Below are 15,788 nucleotides of genomic sequence, written 5' to 3'. Positions count from 1 at the left end.
ATGTACATCACCCCCAAGGCAGGCCTGGTTGTCCGCAACCCCGCCACGGGCGAGATACTGCCCGACGCAGGTGCGGAAATCCCGCCCGGCCCCCACAAAGCCTACTGGCTGCGGCGGCAACTGGACGGAGACGTCACAATTACTATGACCGTCCCGACTCAGCCCGCCCAAGCCCAACCCGCAAAGTCCAAAACCTCCAGCACTACTGAGGAGGGCAACTAATGGCAATCAGCTTTAACGGCATCGGCAACAACGTGCGCGTGCCGCTGACCTATATTGAGTTTGACAACTCCGGCGCTGTCCGAGGTACGCCTGTGATGGAGTGGCGCGTACTGCTCATGGGCCACCCCGAAACCGACAATACCGGTGAGACCCTCAAACCCGTGCTCATCACGAGCGCCGACCAGGCCGCCGGGCTGTGGGGCCGTGGCAGTCAGATTGCAAGCATGGCCCGCATGGCCCTGCGTAACGGCAGCATGCTGGAAATGTATTGCATGGCCGTGCCGGAAGATGCCGCAGCAGTAGCCGCAAAGGGCTTGGTCACGCTCACGGGCCAATGCACGGTCACTGGCGTTGTATCATTATATATAGGCGGCACACGGGTGCGGGCAAAGGCCGTGGCCGGGGAGACTCTGGCAACCACGGCAGCGCGCCTGGCAGCCGCCATCAACGCGGACGGCACCTTGCCCGTCACCGCCGTGGCGTCCGCTGACAATGCGGGCCTCATCAACCTGACTTGCCGCTGGAAGGGGGCAACGGGCAACGCCCTGGACGTGCGCCTCAACTACGCTTCCGAGGATGCACTGCCCACGGGCCTGCGCGCCAGCATCACTGCCATGTCTGGCGGCGCTGCCGATCCTGACATGGATCAAGTCGTCGCCAAGCTGGGCGACACATGGTGGAAGGCCCTGGTCACGCCCTGGGTGCAAAAAACCGAGCGCGAGCAGCTGGAAGTGTGGCTGGACGCGCAGTTTGGCCCCATGCGTCAGCAGGAGTGCCAGGCCTGGGGGGCGTATCGCGGTACGCTGGCGGAAACGTCCACATATGGCAACGGCGGCAACAGCCAGCTTGTGTCCATCATGTGCGTGGGCAAGTCGCCGTCATCGCCCTGGGACATTGCCGCAGCCTACGGTATGCGCGCCGCTGTCTCCTTGGCAACAGACCCGGCCCGCCCGTTGCAAACGCTGGAGCTGACGGGCATCAAAGCCCCCGCGCGCGAGGACCGCTGGAGCCTGGAGGAGCGCAATATCCTGCTCTGGGACGGCATCGCCACCTATCGCGTCACCGAGGACGGCACCGTGCAGATCGAGCGCGAAGTCACCATGTATCAGCACAACTCATATGACACGGCTGACCCGTCCTATCTAGACGTGCAGACCGTGGCCACGCTGGGTTACTGGCGCTACGCGGTCAATGCCCGCATCACGCAAAAATTCCCGCGCCATAAACTGGCGGACGATGGCACCCAATACGGCGATGGCCAGGCCATTGTTACGCCCTCGGTCATCCGTGCCGAGCTGCTGGCCCTCTTCCGCGAGCTGGAACAGAAGGGTCTGGTTGAAAATGCGGACGCCTTCAAGGAGGGGTTGTTGGTCGAGCGCAACGCGGATGACCGCAACCGCCTGGACGTGCTGGCCGCTCCCGATCTGGTCAACCAGTTCCGCATTTTTGCGATGCTTACGAGATTCATTCTGTAACTTTCGTCGGCGTAAGTTTGTTCGCTGGCAAGGCGGGCGAGCCGGGGGCGACGGGCGCATAGCTGTCTATGTAACCGGAGCCGCCCGGCGCGGATCAACGCCGCCAGCGGGCAAAATCCCGCCGACACAGAGGAGGACGAAATGCCCCAGATTACTGGCAAGGCAATCATCAAGGTCGATGGCAACCAGTGGCGCACCACTGACGGCTGCAAACTCCACCCCGGTGGCGTGGAGCGCGAGCCAAAGGTCGGCGGCGGCAAGGTTCACGGCTACAACGAAAAAACCAAAGCCCCAGAACTGGATGCCTCGGTCTACCACACCAAGGACACAGACCTCACGGCCATCAACGCCATCAAAAACGCCACGGTTATCTTTGAGAGTGACACCGGCGACCGCTATTTACTGCGCAATGCGTGGGTCGGCTCGCAGGAAGCTCTGGACGCGGAAAACGGCACCGTCGGCGTCAAAATGTCTGCGGAATCCTGCGAGCGCCTGTAGCCACGAACCTCTTTTTCTCCAGAATTAAAAGACACGCGTACCTTAAACCTCCTAGCCTAGCGGCTAGGAGGTTTTTGTTATGCCCAAGAAAAAAATTACTGATCCCAAGGCCAGCAACGCCATTACGCTGCTCTCCGGCAACCGCCTGCCCATTGATTTGAAGGATGGTCTCACCATCGGGTCCGTCACATACAAAATCGCCGTACTGCGCCAGCTCAACGCCGGTGACGTCCAAGAGGCCAGCGAGGCTTCAGAGCGTCTCGTTTCCACTCCCACCGGGGATTTCGCTCTCGTATCCAGCCCTGCCCGTATGGGGCGAGAAATGTTGCGCCGTCAGGTTGCGCGCCTGGAGGACGACAACGGCGGCACATTTAACGGCCCCCTGGAACCGGAAGATATGGCACGCCTGACCGTCACTGATCTTAGTGCGCTGCAAATGGGCGTAGCTATCCTTGACGCGCACGTGGAAAAAGCCGTGGAAGCTATGGGTAAACGGGGGCGAACTGATGCTGGTTCTGCCGCACCTGCTGATGCTGGCAGTGCGGCTGGCCAGCCTGACTAACATCCCCCTGACCACGGCGCTGGACATGCCCGCGCCCCGCCTTTGCAACCTGCTCCGCATTATCAGGACCGCCGCACCATGAAAACATCGCTCATCATTGATCTCGCAGGCAATCTGCAAGACCGCGCCCGCCAGTACTCGCAGGCTCTGTCTGGCATGGCCGGGCGGGCCAATGCTGCCTTTGCGGGCATGCGGTCTGCGGCGGCCACTGCGGGGCGAGGTATGGACCAGCTCGCAGGGCGCTATACTGCGAGCATCGCCGGGCTTGGCGTTACGTACAAGGCCACGCAGGCCGTCATGGACAGCGCCAAGCTGGACAAGTTCCTCGCCCGTGTGGCGATCACGGGCGAGGCCTCGGCTCAGCAGGCGGCAAGCCTGCGCACTGAGCTGTACGACATGTCCCGTCAGACAGGCCGACCCATGCAGGATTTGCTGGACGGCTTTTACGGCCTTATCCAATCAGGGCAAAGCTGGGAGCAGGCTCTCGGCACCATCCGGGCCATCAATCCGGCAATGGCCGTCACCGGAGCCAAAGCCGAGACCCTCGGCTCCGCCATGAGCGTGGCGGCGCAGGCATTCAAGTTTGACCTGGCCGACGTCAAAACCGCAACCCTTGTGCTGGATCAGATGACTCAGGCGGGCTTTGCGGGCAATGCCGAACTGGAGGATTTGGCAAGCATCTTTGGCCGCGTGGGCAACAGCGCCAAAAATGCGGGTATGGATTTTACACAGACCTTGGCTTTTATCGAGCGTTTAAGCCTTGTTGAGCGCCAGCCCGAGCGGTTGGCAACACTCGTTGATTCCACATTGCGGCTGTTTACCAACAACAACTACCTCAAGGATGCGGCCAAGGCCACGGGTGTCAAATTTTATGACGCCAAGGGCGAAAAGCGGGCCGCCGTGGATGTGTTCAAGGACATCCGCGAGCGGTACAAGCATTTTAAGACAGATGCCCAACGCGACAAGGCGTTTGCCTCTGCCTTTGCCAAAACAGACCTCGACACCCAGCGCGGCATTCGTATCCTTCTTGATGGCAATGCCCTAGAAGATATCGAAAAGATGAACGCCGACATCAAGGACGCAGGCGGTACTATTCAAAAAAAACTGCCTGACGCCATCAAAAACTCCGTCGATCAGGTAGGCCGCCTCAAGGCCGCCCTAGGCAAGGCGGCAGATGAATTTGCGCAGCCCATCAACGACGTGATCAGCCGCACGATCGGCAAGGTACTGGACGACGGCAAAATTGGCGGCAAGGAGCTGCTGGTGGGCGGCGCTGCCGCCGGGCTGGCTGGATTTGGTGCGATCAAACTTGCAGGGCGTGGCCTTGCCCGCATGGGCGGGAGCTTTGCGGGAGGCATGGCCAGCCGTATGGCTCAAGGCATGGGCGGTCTTGCCGGGCTTAAGCTGCCGTTGCCGGTCTACGTTGTCAACGGGCAGATGTCCCTCATGCGCGATGCCATGCTTGGCAAGGACGGTGCCGTGCTGCCCGAGGGCGGCACAGGTAAGCCGGGCAAAACCCCCAAGGGCAAAGGCGGCAGGTTTGGCCGTGGCCTTGGCCGCATTGGCGGCATGGGTCTGGCAGCCGCCACCGCCTACGGAGCCTACGAGATCATGGCCGATGACCAGGCAACCATCGGCGATAAGGCCGGGGCCATTGTCGACACCGCCGGGCAGGCCGCAGGTGGATGGGCAGGCGGCGCTCTTGGTGCCAAGATCGGCGCGTCTATCGGCACATTTATCGCGCCCGGCCTAGGCACTGCCATCGGCGGCGCACTTGGCGGCGTTGTTGGCGGCATCGCCGGATCAGGCCTGGCGCAGAGCATGACCAATGCCGTCAAAGGCTGGTTGGGCCTTGGCGATGACAAGGCCGACGACCCCGCGTCAAAACTCATGCAACGTGCTGCGGAGATGATGCAGTCTGCCGCACAGCAGATGGCAGCGGCCACAGCCAACGGCGTGGCCGTTGACGTCAACGTGCAGGGCAATGCTCAGGCCACGCTCCGTGGCGGTAACGGCAACGTGTACAGCGGGGCCAGCTATGCGCAGACCATCAACAACGTGATGCTGGGGGACTGATGTTTACCCGCACATTTTTCAACAATTTGCGCCAGGCCAGTTTCCGGGGCGCTAAATTTGAGGTTGACGATGTTGACGCATCCGGTGGCCGCCGTCTGGTCAAGCATGAGTACCCGTTGCGCGACATGCCCTATACCGAGGACATGGGCCGCAAGGCGCGGGAGTACAGCGTAAAGGCCTTTGTGGTCCAGGGCCGCAACTACAGTTATTTTGACGCCCGCAAGGATCTGCTCAAAGCTCTGGAATCATACGGCCCCGGCACGCTCATCCATCCCTGGCACGGCGAGATCAAGGTCTGCGTCGACCGTTACTCCCTGCGCGAGAGTATGGAAAGCGGCGGCCTGCTCCAGGTCGATATTACGTTTTGCGAGGCTGGCAGTCTGGAGCAACCAGCGGCCACTGCAGACACGGCCTACGGAACCAACAAGGCCGCAGCCAGCGTGCGCGAGCAACTTAAAAAAGAGTTTTTGGCAAAGTTTGGCCCCGCCGCGCGGGAGCTGGCCGCAGTAGCCGAAACCCTGCAAACAAACGCGGCGCTGGTCATGGAGTATATCGGCCTGCCCCAGGCGCTCATGGCCGAGGGGTTGGGCTATGCCATGTCACTCACTGCAAGTCCCTCCGCGCTGTTTGGCGCGTTGACCGACCTCTTCGGCGGGCTGCTGGGCACCACGGGTGAGGCAACGGATGTGGACACCTCGTACTCGTTTACGTCGACCCCGTCGCGGGGAGTGGAACCCATTGACGAAATGCTCACAACCAACCCGGTCATTGATACGCCGTCGACAATTGCCCTGCGTACCACCCTGGCGGGCATTGCTGTCACGGAGCTGGCCGCCGCCTCGGCCTACAAAGATTTTGTCACGTCCGACGATGCTTTGGCGGAGCGGGATACCACGCTGGCGGGCATTGACGCCGTTGCGCCCGTTGTCAGCGATCCCGTGTACGGAAGTTTGGCAGAATTACGCCGGGCTGTGGCCGTTGACCTGACCACGCGCGGCGGCCAATTGCCCAGTGTGCGCAAGGTCGAGCTGCCCACAACCATGCCCGCCCTGGTGGCGGCCTATAATCTGTATGGCACGGCAACGAGGGCCGACGAGATCGTCAGCCGCAACCATGTGCGCCATCCTGGCCGCGTGCCCGGCCAAACGGAGCTGGAGGTGCTCAGTGAGTGACACGCAGCACCAGCCAGCGCGCCCTTCAGTACGTCTGGAGGTCGACGGCAAACTCTATGGCGGCTGGAAGGATATCGAGATCAGCCGCAGCCTGGAGCAGTGCGCGGGCACGTTCAAACTGTCCGTCACCGACCGCTGGCCGCAGCAAGCGCAATCACGCCAGGTACCAGTAGGTGCCCCGTGCCGGGTGCTGGTCAACGGCACGCCCGTCATCACAGGCTATGTTGACGACGTGGAAGTCAGCTATGACCCCAACGGGCACACCTACAGCGTCACGGGGCGCGACAAAACGGCAGACCTCGTGGATTGCTGCCCGCCATCCACGCAGCTCAAAGGCGGTGGTCTGGTTGTGCTGGCGCGCCGTTGGGCTGCCCTGTTTGGCATCCAGGTTGTGGTGGCTGTCTCGGGCAGCCTGGCCACCGTGCCCAATTTTAAGAGCGACGAGGGGGAGACCTGCTTTGAGATGCTGGAGCGTCTGGCCCGTGCCAACGCCGTCATGCTGACCACTGATGGCCAGGGCCGTCTGGTCATCACCAGGGCGGGCACTACCAAGGCAGCCGTGGGCCTCAAGCTGGGCGGCAACCTTAAAAAATTGACCATGTCCAGCAGCATGAAAGAGCGGTTTTCCATCATTACCGTCAAGGGACAGAGCGGCGGGTCGGAAAGTTGGAATGGCAGCACCAACGCCCAGGCCAAAGGCTCGGCCACAGACTCGCGCGTGCCGCGCTATCGCCCCCTGACATTGGTCGCGGAGCAGGAAGAATACGGCAGCGCCACCACCCGCGCCCGGCACGAGGTAGCCATCCGCTACGGCAAGGGGCACAAGGTGCAAGCCACGGTCAACGGCTGGTTCGCGGGGGCGGAGTTGTGGCGGCACAACACCCTGGTCGACCTTTTGGGCGACAAGGGCAAGGTGTTGAGCACTCAGCTGATCGTGGGCGTCAGTTACAAACTATCGGACAGCGACGGCTGGATCAGCGAACTGACGCTCTCGCCCAAGGAAGCCTATGACCTCATCCCAGAAGCGCCCAAGGGCAAAAAGGGCAAGGGCAAGGACGGCGGCACCTGGGCCAGCATGGGGGCTAGCTAATGCACGAGCGTTTGTTGCGCGCCCTGCGCACCAGCATTTACACGCTCATCGGGCGGGCGGTACTGCACGTTGTTGACTCTGCGCCAGGCTGCCAGACCCTGCAAGTACAGGTGCTGGCCGACGAAACCCAGGATGGCGTGGAGCACGTGGAGCCATACGGTTTTACCAGCAACCCCCTGCCGGGTGCCGAGGGCGTGGTGCTCAACGTCGGTGGCCATCGCGGTGCGGCTGTGGGTTTTAACTTCGGCAATCGCAGTTTCCGGGCCGTTGGGCTAAAATCCGGCGAGGTCTGCATCTACACGGATGAAGGCGATAAAATCACCCTCATGCGTGAGCGTCACATGAGGGTCAAAACCCTGCACCTGGAGATTGACGCGGATGAGGATGCAACCATCACCACCAAAAAGTACACGGTCAACGCCAGCGAGGGAGTGGCCTACAACACGCCGTCCTACCAGCTCGGCAGCGAGGGGGGCGGTTGCGCCGCCCAGATGAATGCGAATCTGGCCATCAAGGGCAACACCAAACAGGACGGCACCATAACCTCAACTGGCGACCAGGTCGCCGCTGGTGTCAGCACCGCACACCACACACACCCCGGCGATAGCGGCGGGACAACGGGAGAGCCTCAATGATAATTTTGCCCGCACCGTGCATCATCTCTTGTATGCTAAATGGTCATACTGCTGTCGCCATTCGTAAGGCTCGTAGACTCGCCAACGACTGCCGCAGCGGCGGGACAACGGGAGCGCCCAATGCCTAATGACCTCGGTATATTTATGACGGAGCTGGGCGCGGACTGCGTCGCTACTGCAGGCGATGTGCTGGGCGATGACAGCTTGCGCACCGCCGTTATCCTGTCCCTGTTTTGCCACCGCCGCGCAGAGGATGAGGATGTTATCCCCGACGGCACAAACAACAAGCGCGGCTGGTGGGCCGACACCGTGGCTCCGTTGACGGACTACGGGCTGGGCCAGACGGCGGCGGACAGCGGCAAAACCGACCGCATTGGCTCCCGGCTCTGGCTCTTGAGCCGGGAAAAGCAGTTGCCAGAGGTGCTGGCCCGCGCAAAATATTACGCCGAGGAGTCTCTCCAGTGGCTGCTGGATGATGGCCGGGCCACAGACGTTACCGTTACCGCCACCAACCCGCAGCAGGGTTGGCTGGCGTTGGAGATTACCATCACTCTGCCGGACGGCTCCACCTACGCTGACAATTATAACTATCAGCCCGCAACTGGATTTTTTCTCCAGAATTAAAAGACTTGCCTTCAGCCAGCACATATTGTGCTGGCATGCCATTCACACGCCCCACACTTACTGATCTGATCGCCCGCGCCCAGGCTGACATGGATAGCCGCCTGGACGGCGAGCCGTATCAGCGCCGCCGCCTCCTGGCCGTCCTGGCCAGGATGGAGGGCGGTGTTGCACATGGTCTGTACGGATATCTTGATTGGCAGGCGCAACAGATCATGCCGGATTCGGCAGAGCTGGAACATTTGGAGCGCTGGTCAAGTATCTGGGGCATCCCCCGCAAGGCGGCCACCAAGGCGGCAATCACCACCGGTATCAGCTTTTCGGCAGCCAACGGCACAATCATGCCCGCAGGTACGCAGATGCAGCGGACCGATGGCGTGCTGTATGAGGTGCAGGCAGATGCGGTTGCCGTAGACGGCAAGGTATCGCCTGCAATCATGGCCGTGGATGCGGGCGAGGCCGCCAACGCCGACGCAGGCGTTGCACTCACCCTCACATCGCCAGTGCTTGGCGTCACCGCCACTGCTGTCACCACAACCCCCATCACTGGCGGCGCAGATACGGAGACTGATGTCTCCCTGCGCAACCGATTGCTCGCCCGCATCCGCACCCTGCCCAGCGGTGGCGCTGCACAGGACTATGTGGCCTGGGCACTCAGCGTTGCGGGCGTCACCCGCGCCTGGTGCTATCCCGGCGAAATGGGCCGTGGCTCTGTGACCGTCCGCTTTGCGATGGACGCAACCTACGACAACGGCATCCCCCTGGCTGCCGATGTGGCCCGCGTCAAAGCCTATATCGACAGCGTGCGGCCGGTCACGGCAGACGTCTACGTTGTTGCCCCCGTGCCTGTGCCAATCAACTGCAATCTCCGCATCTCGCCCGATACGCCGCGCCTGCGCGTGCTTGTGGCCGAGGCGCTCTGGGCATCCCTGCGCAGGGACGCCACGCCCGGCGGCACCGTCATTGTGTCCCGCCTCAACGAGGCCATCAGCCAGACGGACGGCGAGGATGATCATACGCTCATCACCCCCGCCGCAAATATCCAGCTCGCCACCGGTCAGCTCGCCGTACCCGGCGCAATTAATTGGGGAGATTAGCCGTGGCCGATTATCTTAACCAGCTCCTCCAGCTGCAGCCGCCCGGCGAGGCCCTGCCCACGGACCCGGACAGCACATGGGTCAAACTGCTGGACGGTCTGGCGCAGGAGCTGGAGCGTGTTGACAGCCGGGCGGCGGCGCTGATCCGCGAGTCCGATCCGCGCCAGGCCCTGGAGCTGTTGGCAGATTGGGAGCGGGTTTGCGGCCTTCCAGGCGATTGCCCTATCGCCTGGGACAGCACGCTGCAGGCACGGCGCGCGGCGGTTGTTGCGCAGCTCACGGGTGCGGGCGGGCAGACAGAGGCATTTTACAAGCGCCTGGCAGATATGCTGGGCCTTGAGATCACGGTCACTGAGTACAAGCCTTTTGTTGCGGGCCTTTCACGGTGTGGTAACAGGCTCAACGGCGGGCATGAGGTGCGCCTCGTTTGGTCGGTTGTTGTGCGCGGGCAGCGTGTTGTGCGCTTTCGTTGCGGCGCGTCACAGGCCGGGGACAAACTTTTGGGCATTGCCAATCGCGAGGATTTGGAGTGTCTGCTGCGTCGATACGCTCCAGGGCACACAACATTGGTGGTCGGTTACGAGGCCACAGGAGTATAGCAATGGATTACGCAACCCCCATAGGACAAGAGGCCCAAGGCGAGGCCGCTATCTATATTGATGGCAATCCCGAAGCCGGGATCGAAGGTTCTGCCGTGCCTGCCAAGGCTATTGAGCCGGGCATGCGCGAGCTGATCCACCTCATCCGTTTTGCAGGCCTGACACCCAGCGGCACAGATCTGGAACAGGTGCGCAAGGCCATCGGTATGCTCATCGAATCCGCAACGCCGGGTCTGGCCACGCTGCTGCAGCCCGGACTGGTCATGCCCGATGGCACAACGATATCCGTCGATACGGCAGGGCGCATATCGACCAGACCGACCATGTACACTTGTACAACGGCTGCCGCTACCGCAGCCAAGGAACTGGATATTTCCGGGTTTGCGCTTACAGCAGGCGCTACGTTGCATGTCGTTTTTACGACTGTTAACGCCGCAGCTAATCCCACTCTCAACGTGTCCGGTACTGGAGCCAAGGGTATTACTTATTGCGGAGTTGCGCCGGAGGTCGGCCAGATCGCCAAGGGGCAGGTATACACGCTGATATACTCTGGCAGCCAATGGCAGATTGTAGGCGGCATGGCCCCGTACCCGATCGGCCAATATGTGTGGTTTGAGGATGAGCTTGTCCGGCCAGGCTTTAAGCCCTGCAATGCCAACGTCGTCTCCAATTTTTCGGTCACCTATCCACAGATGGCCGCCTATCTGTCAACCACGCACGGTGCAAAGCGTATTTTTGGGTCGCTTGCCGAGTACGAAGCGGCACACAATGCAGCATGGGCAACGCTTGCCGACGGTTCCCAAGTCCGGTGGAACAACATCGGCGGCGTGGCCAAATTCTGGTGGGACAAAGCCGCCGACACGCTCCTGATGCCTGACCTCACAGGACTCCTCCGCGAGATGGCGGGCTATGACTCTCTCGGCGTGGGAGGCGTACATGGGGATGTAATAAGAAACATCCAGGGACGAGTTGGTGGTACCGTAAAGCAAAGCGGCGATGGCCCCTTCGTAAGCTCATACAGCGGGAGAGATATGGGGGCATCTTCTTGGGACACATATATAACCACCATGAATCTTGCCCGCGTAGTCCCCACTGGCGCAGCGAATAAACCCCGTGCGTGGGGTGCTCTTGCCTGCTGCTACCTTGGCACCCCGGTGGCATAGCTATGCTGGCTGGCCAAGATAACAACACGCCAACGCGCCCCACGCACGCGGCTTGTTTGCCGCACCTGTGGGCACGGCATATGACGCATCAAGAGCGACAACTCCTCGGCGGTATCCAGCATTTGGCGATCCAGCGCTGGAGTCCTGTACGGTAAAGCGCAACGCGCCAGTGCCAACCGTGCCGTTAATCATACCTGCCTGAATGGATGCGCCGTTTGTGCTGCCTACAATGTTGCGAATCATATCCCCATGTACGCCTCCCACGCCGAGAGAGAGGCAACAATAAAAGGATTTTCCAATGCATGAAATAAAATTTGGCCCATCGCTCGTTGTCCCCACAGGCCCCGCTAATCTACCGCGCCGTTGGGGTGCTGATCATGAGCCGCTCGGCGTAGGAAGTGTTTGTTGTAGCTGCCGACGTGCGGGTTTTTATGGACGGTTGGTATATGACGTTGATGTGGATAACAGGTCTCTACATTTGCCAAATCTCATGAGTTTGTATTCCACGCCGAGAGGCGACAAAAAAAATCAAGGAGTAACCAATGGCAATTGCCCATAGATATACGCGCCCTGACCAATATTATATCAACTCTGATGAGGACTACGGCTGCCCGCCGTACAACTCCACGCCCAATGCTCTGCCGCCCCGCCCATGGAAAAACCAGTGGCCGCAGTATGTGGACAACAAAGGTTGGGTGCTGGTTGAGGATCACCGCCAGCGCGCGGAACCGCACTTTGCAGCAGAGGACGTGCAACCCGGCACCGAGTACTGGCTGCCGGGCGATACGCACCTTAGCCCGGCGCGCCGCATGCACACACCTGGCCCCTTGCCGGGTGGCGCGCTGACCGAGCGCCCGGCAAAAACAGACGCCGAGCTATTGGCGGAGGCCAAGGTGACAAAGACGGCAGAGATAGCGGCTGGCTATGACGCCGCCGTGGCCGCGTCCCTGACCATGCCCACGGCGTCACCAACGGCGCAGGATGTCACCATCAGCGCAGCCGCTTTTGCGGCAGAGGATGCGGAGGGCCTTGCATATGTCATGCAGACCCATGCGACACACCGCGACGAGTTACTGGCCGCCGTGGCCGCCGCAACCACCGTGGTCGCCGTGCAAGACCTTGTCGTCAGCTACGCTGTATAGCCGCCATGAGCATTATTAACCAGATCATTGGCGGCGTCTGTAACGGCCCGGATAATCCCAAAGGTGACGGGCTGACCGTGTACGGCTCCAACAACCAGCCTACAGTGGTGCGCCAGCGTGTGTACGATTTCCGGGTCTGCCCCAAAGCTGATCAGGATGAGGTCTTAAGCGGTGTTGACGGTGCCGATGTCCGGTTGTCTGGAGTTGTGATCCTGGGTGGTATCAAGGCTATCCTCGCTGGCAACGGTGACCACCCCGGCAATGACACGCTCTCCGCGCGCTGGCTGCTGGAGGACTGCGTTATCCTCGGTGCAGGCCGCCGCTGCCCGGAAGCCCAGGACGGCACAACTGTCATAATGCGCCGATGCTGGATACATGATTGGGGGCGGACATTTGATGTACGCGCCTTTGGCGGATGGGCACACAGGGGTGCTAGGATTATCGCCGAGGATTGTCTGTTTACCCAGAGCCACCTTTGGCCGTGGGAACTGGACGTAATGACGGCCATAACGGATATGGGCAACCACATCGGCCAAACCGTCAACGACAACGGGCTGGCAGCGCTGCTGCGCCCGCGCACCTATCTGCCCGGCCCGTGCCGTGGACTGACTGCGGATACAGGAGGGCTAGTGCTGGGCACGCGCTGTTACCGCAACCGACCTTGGATCAAGATTGACGGCTGCAACTACTATATAGATAGGGCCGCCGCCCGAAAGATCGTTGCTCAAATCGAGACCGTATGCCCGGACATGACGCCGTACCTCGGCCAGGGGCTGACAGGGTGCTTTGATCTCGCAACCATATGACCAAGTTCTTTGACAATCGTATAGAGGAGTAAAGATTTTGCAGTGGCGGGGGCGCGCGAACGCCCCCACCGGCGCGGCGCATGTCAAGCCGCACCACGGCCCCACATGAAGATTCGGCCCCTTCATGCGGAGTACTCGACCCGTTCATGGGTGGTGGCTCCACAGGTGTTGCCTGCCGAGAGTCTGGGCGTGGCTACATCGGTATCGAGTTGTCGGGAGAGTATTTTGCCATCAGTCGCGACCGCATCGCCCAGACCAGCCAGACCAACTAACGCAAAAGGCGGGGCCAAAACCCCGCCTTGCAAATTCATTGCACAATGTGCAATGCGATCAACACTAAGTTATTACGCTCCTAGTGGGGCAATTTTCGCGCCGCGCATCAGCAAGGTGGGGCCGGTTATGGGGCTACGCCCCCTTCGCGGCCCCCCTTGCATCCCCCCCGAAGCACCCCCTAAGAGGGCTTTCAACTTCCTTAGCGTGGCGAGGGCAACGCGGCCTAGCTGCGGGAGCTTCCCTCGCTCGCTGCTCTCGCTCAGGTGATCTCCCTCCGCGCCGCGTTTATGCCAGAAGGCGCTTCCGCTTTGAATGGTATTCCGCTTCAGCCAGCAATCTCAGTCCCCGTCGAAGATTGAACGACTACGGGTAAAAAGGAATTTCACCCCTCCATCAGGAGATGGTCGTGGGGTCGCCTTCCTTAAACTCGCCGGAGCGGATGCGGAGGCGATGGCTGGTGTTGGACGAATTTGCAAAATACGCATTTTTCTGGACTGACAAGGAAAAATCCTGTTTTTGAGCGCAGCGTACTCAAGTACGTGAGCATCAAAAACAGGATTTTAACGCTGTCAGGCCAAAAAAGTCGGGTTTGCGAAATGCGCACGACAGGCTCACCCCGCCACCAATCCTTTCCTACTTCGCCCTATGCGCTCACAAATTTACCCTAAATCTTCGTCACGCCATCCTTGTCAGCGCGATTTCCCGGCACAGGGGTTTTCTCCGGCGCTTCCTTGGGCGTGGGTGCAATCGGCGCAGGCTTTTCAGGAGCCGCCGGGGCCTTCTGCAAAGCATATTCCCTGGCAGTGCTTTCCATCACGGCCTGCCCAACCACCAACCACTTCTCGCCCACCTTGCGCAGGGCAAGCCAACTGGTCATGCGGGCAGGCGTAGTCACCTGCGCCACCGCCGCGTCGGCCCCAAGCTCGGTAATCTTGGCGGCCTTCAGGCTCTCAGGCACCCACGGGCAGTCAGGGGTGTCAGCCTTGCCGCACTGTGCCACCAGCTCGCCCGTGCTCACACCGCGCATATACTGCTTCTGCAGGCGCGCCTGCATATCCACAACGCTGCCCAAAAGGTCTTCCATACCGCCCAGCCCGAGCAAGCGCCCCATGGAATCCAGGGCGTTGAGCGCCTGATCTTCGCGCGTCATATTTTTTATCTGGTTGGTTGCAAAAGGCTTCATGTCAATTTGCGCCAGAAAGGCCGCGCCGTCATTTTTGTTCAGGGCGTCGGCCACGTCGTTCAGCGCCTTCTGAGGGCCGGAAGTAACGCAGGCCGCAACCAGCGCGCCCAATAGCAATACCAGCGGCAACAGCAAACCACGGCGAAACAACTTCATAACTACCTCTCTTGCGCACAAAAAAGTTTGGGTTTGAATGCGCTTTGCTTATTCTACGCCGTGCAGGCGCAAATGCAAAGTGCATCCCGGCGGCCCAAGCCCGCTTGCGGGGCTTTTTTTCCTCTCGCCCTTCTGCTACACATGGGCCACACGCCGCGAACGGAACAAGCCATGAAACGCGGCGGCAGGAGGCTTAGAATGAAAGTCATCATCATGTGCGGCGGCAAGGGTACTCGTCTGCGCGAAGAAACCTCGGTCAAACCCAAGCCCATGGTCGAGATCGGCGGACGGCCCGTGCTCTGGCACATCATGTCCATCTATGCGCGCTTTGGCTTCAAGGATTTTATCCTGCCCCTTGGTTACAAGGGCGAGGTCATCAAGCAGTATTTCCACGACTACAACATCCGCAATACGGATTTTACGGTTGACCTCAAGAGCGGCAACATTACCACCTACCCCAATCCCATTGAGGACTGGCGCGTGACCCTGTGCGACACCGGGCAGGAAACGCAAAAGGGTGGCCGCCTCAAGCGCGTTGCCAAGCACATTGACACCGACCGCTTTATGGTTACTTACGGCGACGGCGTTGCCGATATCGACCTGAACAAGCTCATCGAATTTCACAAGCAGTCGGGCAGCATCGGCACCTTTACGGGTGTGCGCATGCCCTCGCGCTTTGGCACGGTGCGCACCGATGCCGACGGCAAGATCCTTTCGTGGGAAGAAAAACCCGTGCTGGACGAATTTATCAACTGCGGATTTTTCGTATTCAAGCGCGAATTTCTTGACTACCTCACCGAGGATGAAGCCTGCGATCTGGAAAAAGAACCCTTGCAGCGGCTGGCGGCGGAGGGGCAGCTTTCCATGTATCCGCACCCCGGCCAGTGGCAGTGCATGGACACGCTGCGCGACTCCATCAAGCTCAACGAGATGTGGGACGCGGGCAAGGCCTTCTGGGTCTAAACGGCTCTCCGCAACACGTACTTACAGCTTCGGCTGCGGCCTACCCGTAGCCGAA

At 60.7% G+C, this 15,788-nt stretch carries 18 protein-coding genes; 16 read left to right on the top strand and 2 right to left on the bottom strand.

From position 1 onward, the window contains the following. The 12 genes from NE637_RS08910 to NE637_RS08855 all read left to right on the top strand — a co-directional run bounded on the left by NE637_RS08910 (window position 1) and on the right by NE637_RS08855 (window position 11,210). The gene (locus tag NE637_RS08910) at window positions 1-222 is read left to right on the top strand and encodes a DUF2635 domain-containing protein (protein ID WP_227118604.1); all 222 of its coding nucleotides are present in this window, start codon (window positions 1-3) and stop codon (window positions 220-222) included. After that, on the top strand, window positions 222-1,697 hold the full coding sequence (locus NE637_RS08905) for a phage tail sheath C-terminal domain-containing protein (RefSeq protein ID WP_227118603.1): 1,476 nt from the start codon (window positions 222-224) through the stop codon (window positions 1,695-1,697). The genes NE637_RS08910 and NE637_RS08905 overlap by 1 nt, the downstream gene beginning before the upstream one ends. 141 nt (window positions 1,698-1,838) lie before the next feature. Beyond that, entirely contained in the window at window positions 1,839-2,195 is a 357-nt protein-coding gene (locus NE637_RS08900; protein WP_227118602.1) for a phage tail tube protein, read from the top strand. 79 nt (window positions 2,196-2,274) lie between these two features. Then, window positions 2,275-2,757 (top strand): phage tail assembly protein, encoded by a 483-nt coding sequence (locus tag NE637_RS08895; RefSeq protein ID WP_227118601.1) that lies wholly within the window; start codon window positions 2,275-2,277, stop codon window positions 2,755-2,757. 78 nt (window positions 2,758-2,835) lie between these two features. Then, window positions 2,836-4,833, top strand: coding sequence for a phage tail tape measure protein (locus tag NE637_RS08890; RefSeq protein WP_227118600.1), 1,998 nt, complete (start codon window positions 2,836-2,838; stop codon window positions 4,831-4,833). Beyond that, window positions 4,833-6,005 carry a DNA circularization protein gene (locus NE637_RS08885; RefSeq protein ID WP_227118599.1) on the top strand — a complete coding sequence of 391 codons (1,173 nt, stop codon included), beginning with the start codon at window positions 4,833-4,835 and terminating at the stop codon, window positions 6,003-6,005. The genes NE637_RS08890 and NE637_RS08885 overlap by 1 nt, the downstream gene beginning before the upstream one ends. Continuing rightward, window positions 5,998-7,095 (top strand): phage baseplate assembly protein, encoded by a 1,098-nt coding sequence (locus tag NE637_RS08880; protein ID WP_227118598.1) that lies wholly within the window; start codon window positions 5,998-6,000, stop codon window positions 7,093-7,095. The genes NE637_RS08885 and NE637_RS08880 overlap by 8 nt, the downstream gene beginning before the upstream one ends. Next, window positions 7,095-7,730, top strand: coding sequence for a phage baseplate assembly protein V (locus NE637_RS08875; RefSeq protein WP_227118597.1), 636 nt, complete (start codon window positions 7,095-7,097; stop codon window positions 7,728-7,730). Before NE637_RS08880 ends, NE637_RS08875 begins: the two co-directional genes overlap by 1 nt. Before the next feature lie 120 nt (window positions 7,731-7,850). Further along, a complete protein-coding gene (locus tag NE637_RS08870) occupies window positions 7,851-8,354 on the top strand; it encodes a phage GP46 family protein (protein ID WP_227118596.1) in 504 nt (167 codons plus the stop codon). Window positions 8,355-8,389: 35 nt separating this feature from the next. After that, the gene (locus NE637_RS08865; protein ID WP_227118595.1) at window positions 8,390-9,448 is read left to right on the top strand and encodes a baseplate J/gp47 family protein; all 1,059 of its coding nucleotides are present in this window, start codon (window positions 8,390-8,392) and stop codon (window positions 9,446-9,448) included. 2 nt (window positions 9,449-9,450) lie between these two features. After that, window positions 9,451-10,047 carry a YmfQ family protein gene (locus NE637_RS08860; RefSeq protein ID WP_227118594.1) on the top strand — a complete coding sequence of 199 codons (597 nt, stop codon included), beginning with the start codon at window positions 9,451-9,453 and terminating at the stop codon, window positions 10,045-10,047. A gap of 2 nt (window positions 10,048-10,049) precedes the next feature. Beyond that, window positions 10,050-11,210 carry a hypothetical protein gene (locus NE637_RS08855; RefSeq protein WP_256267693.1) on the top strand — a complete coding sequence of 387 codons (1,161 nt, stop codon included), beginning with the start codon at window positions 10,050-10,052 and terminating at the stop codon, window positions 11,208-11,210. On the opposite strand, the gene NE637_RS08850 is transcribed toward NE637_RS08855, so the two are convergent. Continuing rightward, on the bottom strand, window positions 11,211-11,453 hold the full coding sequence (locus tag NE637_RS08850; RefSeq protein WP_256267692.1) for a hypothetical protein: 243 nt from the start codon (window positions 11,451-11,453) through the stop codon (window positions 11,211-11,213). A gap of 299 nt (window positions 11,454-11,752) precedes the next feature. Between NE637_RS08850 and NE637_RS08845 the strand changes: the two genes are divergently transcribed. The 3 genes from NE637_RS08845 (at window position 11,753) to NE637_RS08835 (ending at window position 13,430) form a co-directional block, all read left to right on the top strand. Further along, a complete protein-coding gene (locus NE637_RS08845; RefSeq protein WP_227118592.1) occupies window positions 11,753-12,352 on the top strand; it encodes a phage tail protein in 600 nt (199 codons plus the stop codon). A 5-nt stretch (window positions 12,353-12,357) separates the two neighbouring features. Next, window positions 12,358-13,158, top strand: coding sequence for a hypothetical protein (locus tag NE637_RS08840; protein WP_227118591.1), 801 nt, complete (start codon window positions 12,358-12,360; stop codon window positions 13,156-13,158). A gap of 80 nt (window positions 13,159-13,238) precedes the next feature. Then, window positions 13,239-13,430 carry a DNA methyltransferase gene (locus tag NE637_RS08835; RefSeq protein WP_319637970.1) on the top strand — a complete coding sequence of 64 codons (192 nt, stop codon included), beginning with the start codon at window positions 13,239-13,241 and terminating at the stop codon, window positions 13,428-13,430. 665 nt (window positions 13,431-14,095) lie between these two features. Here the strand turns inward: NE637_RS08835 and NE637_RS08830 are convergent. Then, on the bottom strand, window positions 14,096-14,770 hold the full coding sequence (locus NE637_RS08830; RefSeq protein ID WP_215648743.1) for a hypothetical protein: 675 nt from the start codon (window positions 14,768-14,770) through the stop codon (window positions 14,096-14,098). A gap of 198 nt (window positions 14,771-14,968) precedes the next feature. Here NE637_RS08830 and rfbF point away from each other — a divergent pair, with 198 nt between their 5' ends. After that, window positions 14,969-15,733: a glucose-1-phosphate cytidylyltransferase gene (rfbF, locus tag NE637_RS08825; RefSeq protein WP_192112505.1), complete on the top strand. Its 765-nt coding sequence runs from the start codon at window positions 14,969-14,971 to the stop codon at window positions 15,731-15,733. Window positions 15,734-15,788 lie beyond the last annotated feature (55 nt).

The organism is Desulfovibrio desulfuricans (genome assembly GCF_024460775.1).
GTDB lineage: Bacteria > Desulfobacterota > Desulfovibrionia > Desulfovibrionales > Desulfovibrionaceae > Desulfovibrio > Desulfovibrio desulfuricans_E.
This window is presented reverse-complemented; position numbering and strand designations above follow the sequence as displayed.

Bases quoted from the DNA above. Each gene is read 5' to 3' on its own strand.
- NE637_RS08850 (WP_256267692.1), bottom strand. From the start codon at position 11,453: ATGATTCGCAACATTGTAGGCAGCACAAACGGCGCATCCATTCAGGCA.
- NE637_RS08845 (WP_227118592.1), top strand. From the start codon at position 11,753: ATGGCAATTGCCCATAGATATACGCGCCCTGACCAATATTATATCAAC.
- rfbF (WP_192112505.1), top strand. From the start codon at position 14,969: ATGAAAGTCATCATCATGTGCGGCGGCAAGGGTACTCGTCTGCGCGAA.
- NE637_RS08885 (WP_227118599.1), top strand. From the start codon at position 4,833: ATGTTTACCCGCACATTTTTCAACAATTTGCGCCAGGCCAGTTTCCGG.
- NE637_RS08905 (WP_227118603.1), top strand. From the start codon at position 222: ATGGCAATCAGCTTTAACGGCATCGGCAACAACGTGCGCGTGCCGCTG.
- NE637_RS08900 (WP_227118602.1), top strand. From the start codon at position 1,839: ATGCCCCAGATTACTGGCAAGGCAATCATCAAGGTCGATGGCAACCAG.
- NE637_RS08895 (WP_227118601.1), top strand. From the start codon at position 2,275: ATGCCCAAGAAAAAAATTACTGATCCCAAGGCCAGCAACGCCATTACG.
- NE637_RS08855 (WP_256267693.1), top strand. From the start codon at position 10,050: ATGGATTACGCAACCCCCATAGGACAAGAGGCCCAAGGCGAGGCCGCT.
- NE637_RS08865 (WP_227118595.1), top strand. From the start codon at position 8,390: ATGCCATTCACACGCCCCACACTTACTGATCTGATCGCCCGCGCCCAG.
- NE637_RS08910 (WP_227118604.1), top strand. From the start codon at position 1: ATGTACATCACCCCCAAGGCAGGCCTGGTTGTCCGCAACCCCGCCACG.
- NE637_RS08870 (WP_227118596.1), top strand. From the start codon at position 7,851: ATGCCTAATGACCTCGGTATATTTATGACGGAGCTGGGCGCGGACTGC.
- NE637_RS08835 (WP_319637970.1), top strand. From the start codon at position 13,239: ATGTCAAGCCGCACCACGGCCCCACATGAAGATTCGGCCCCTTCATGC.
- NE637_RS08875 (WP_227118597.1), top strand. From the start codon at position 7,095: ATGCACGAGCGTTTGTTGCGCGCCCTGCGCACCAGCATTTACACGCTC.
- NE637_RS08840 (WP_227118591.1), top strand. From the start codon at position 12,358: ATGAGCATTATTAACCAGATCATTGGCGGCGTCTGTAACGGCCCGGAT.
- NE637_RS08890 (WP_227118600.1), top strand. From the start codon at position 2,836: ATGAAAACATCGCTCATCATTGATCTCGCAGGCAATCTGCAAGACCGC.
- NE637_RS08830 (WP_215648743.1), bottom strand. From the start codon at position 14,770: ATGAAGTTGTTTCGCCGTGGTTTGCTGTTGCCGCTGGTATTGCTATTG.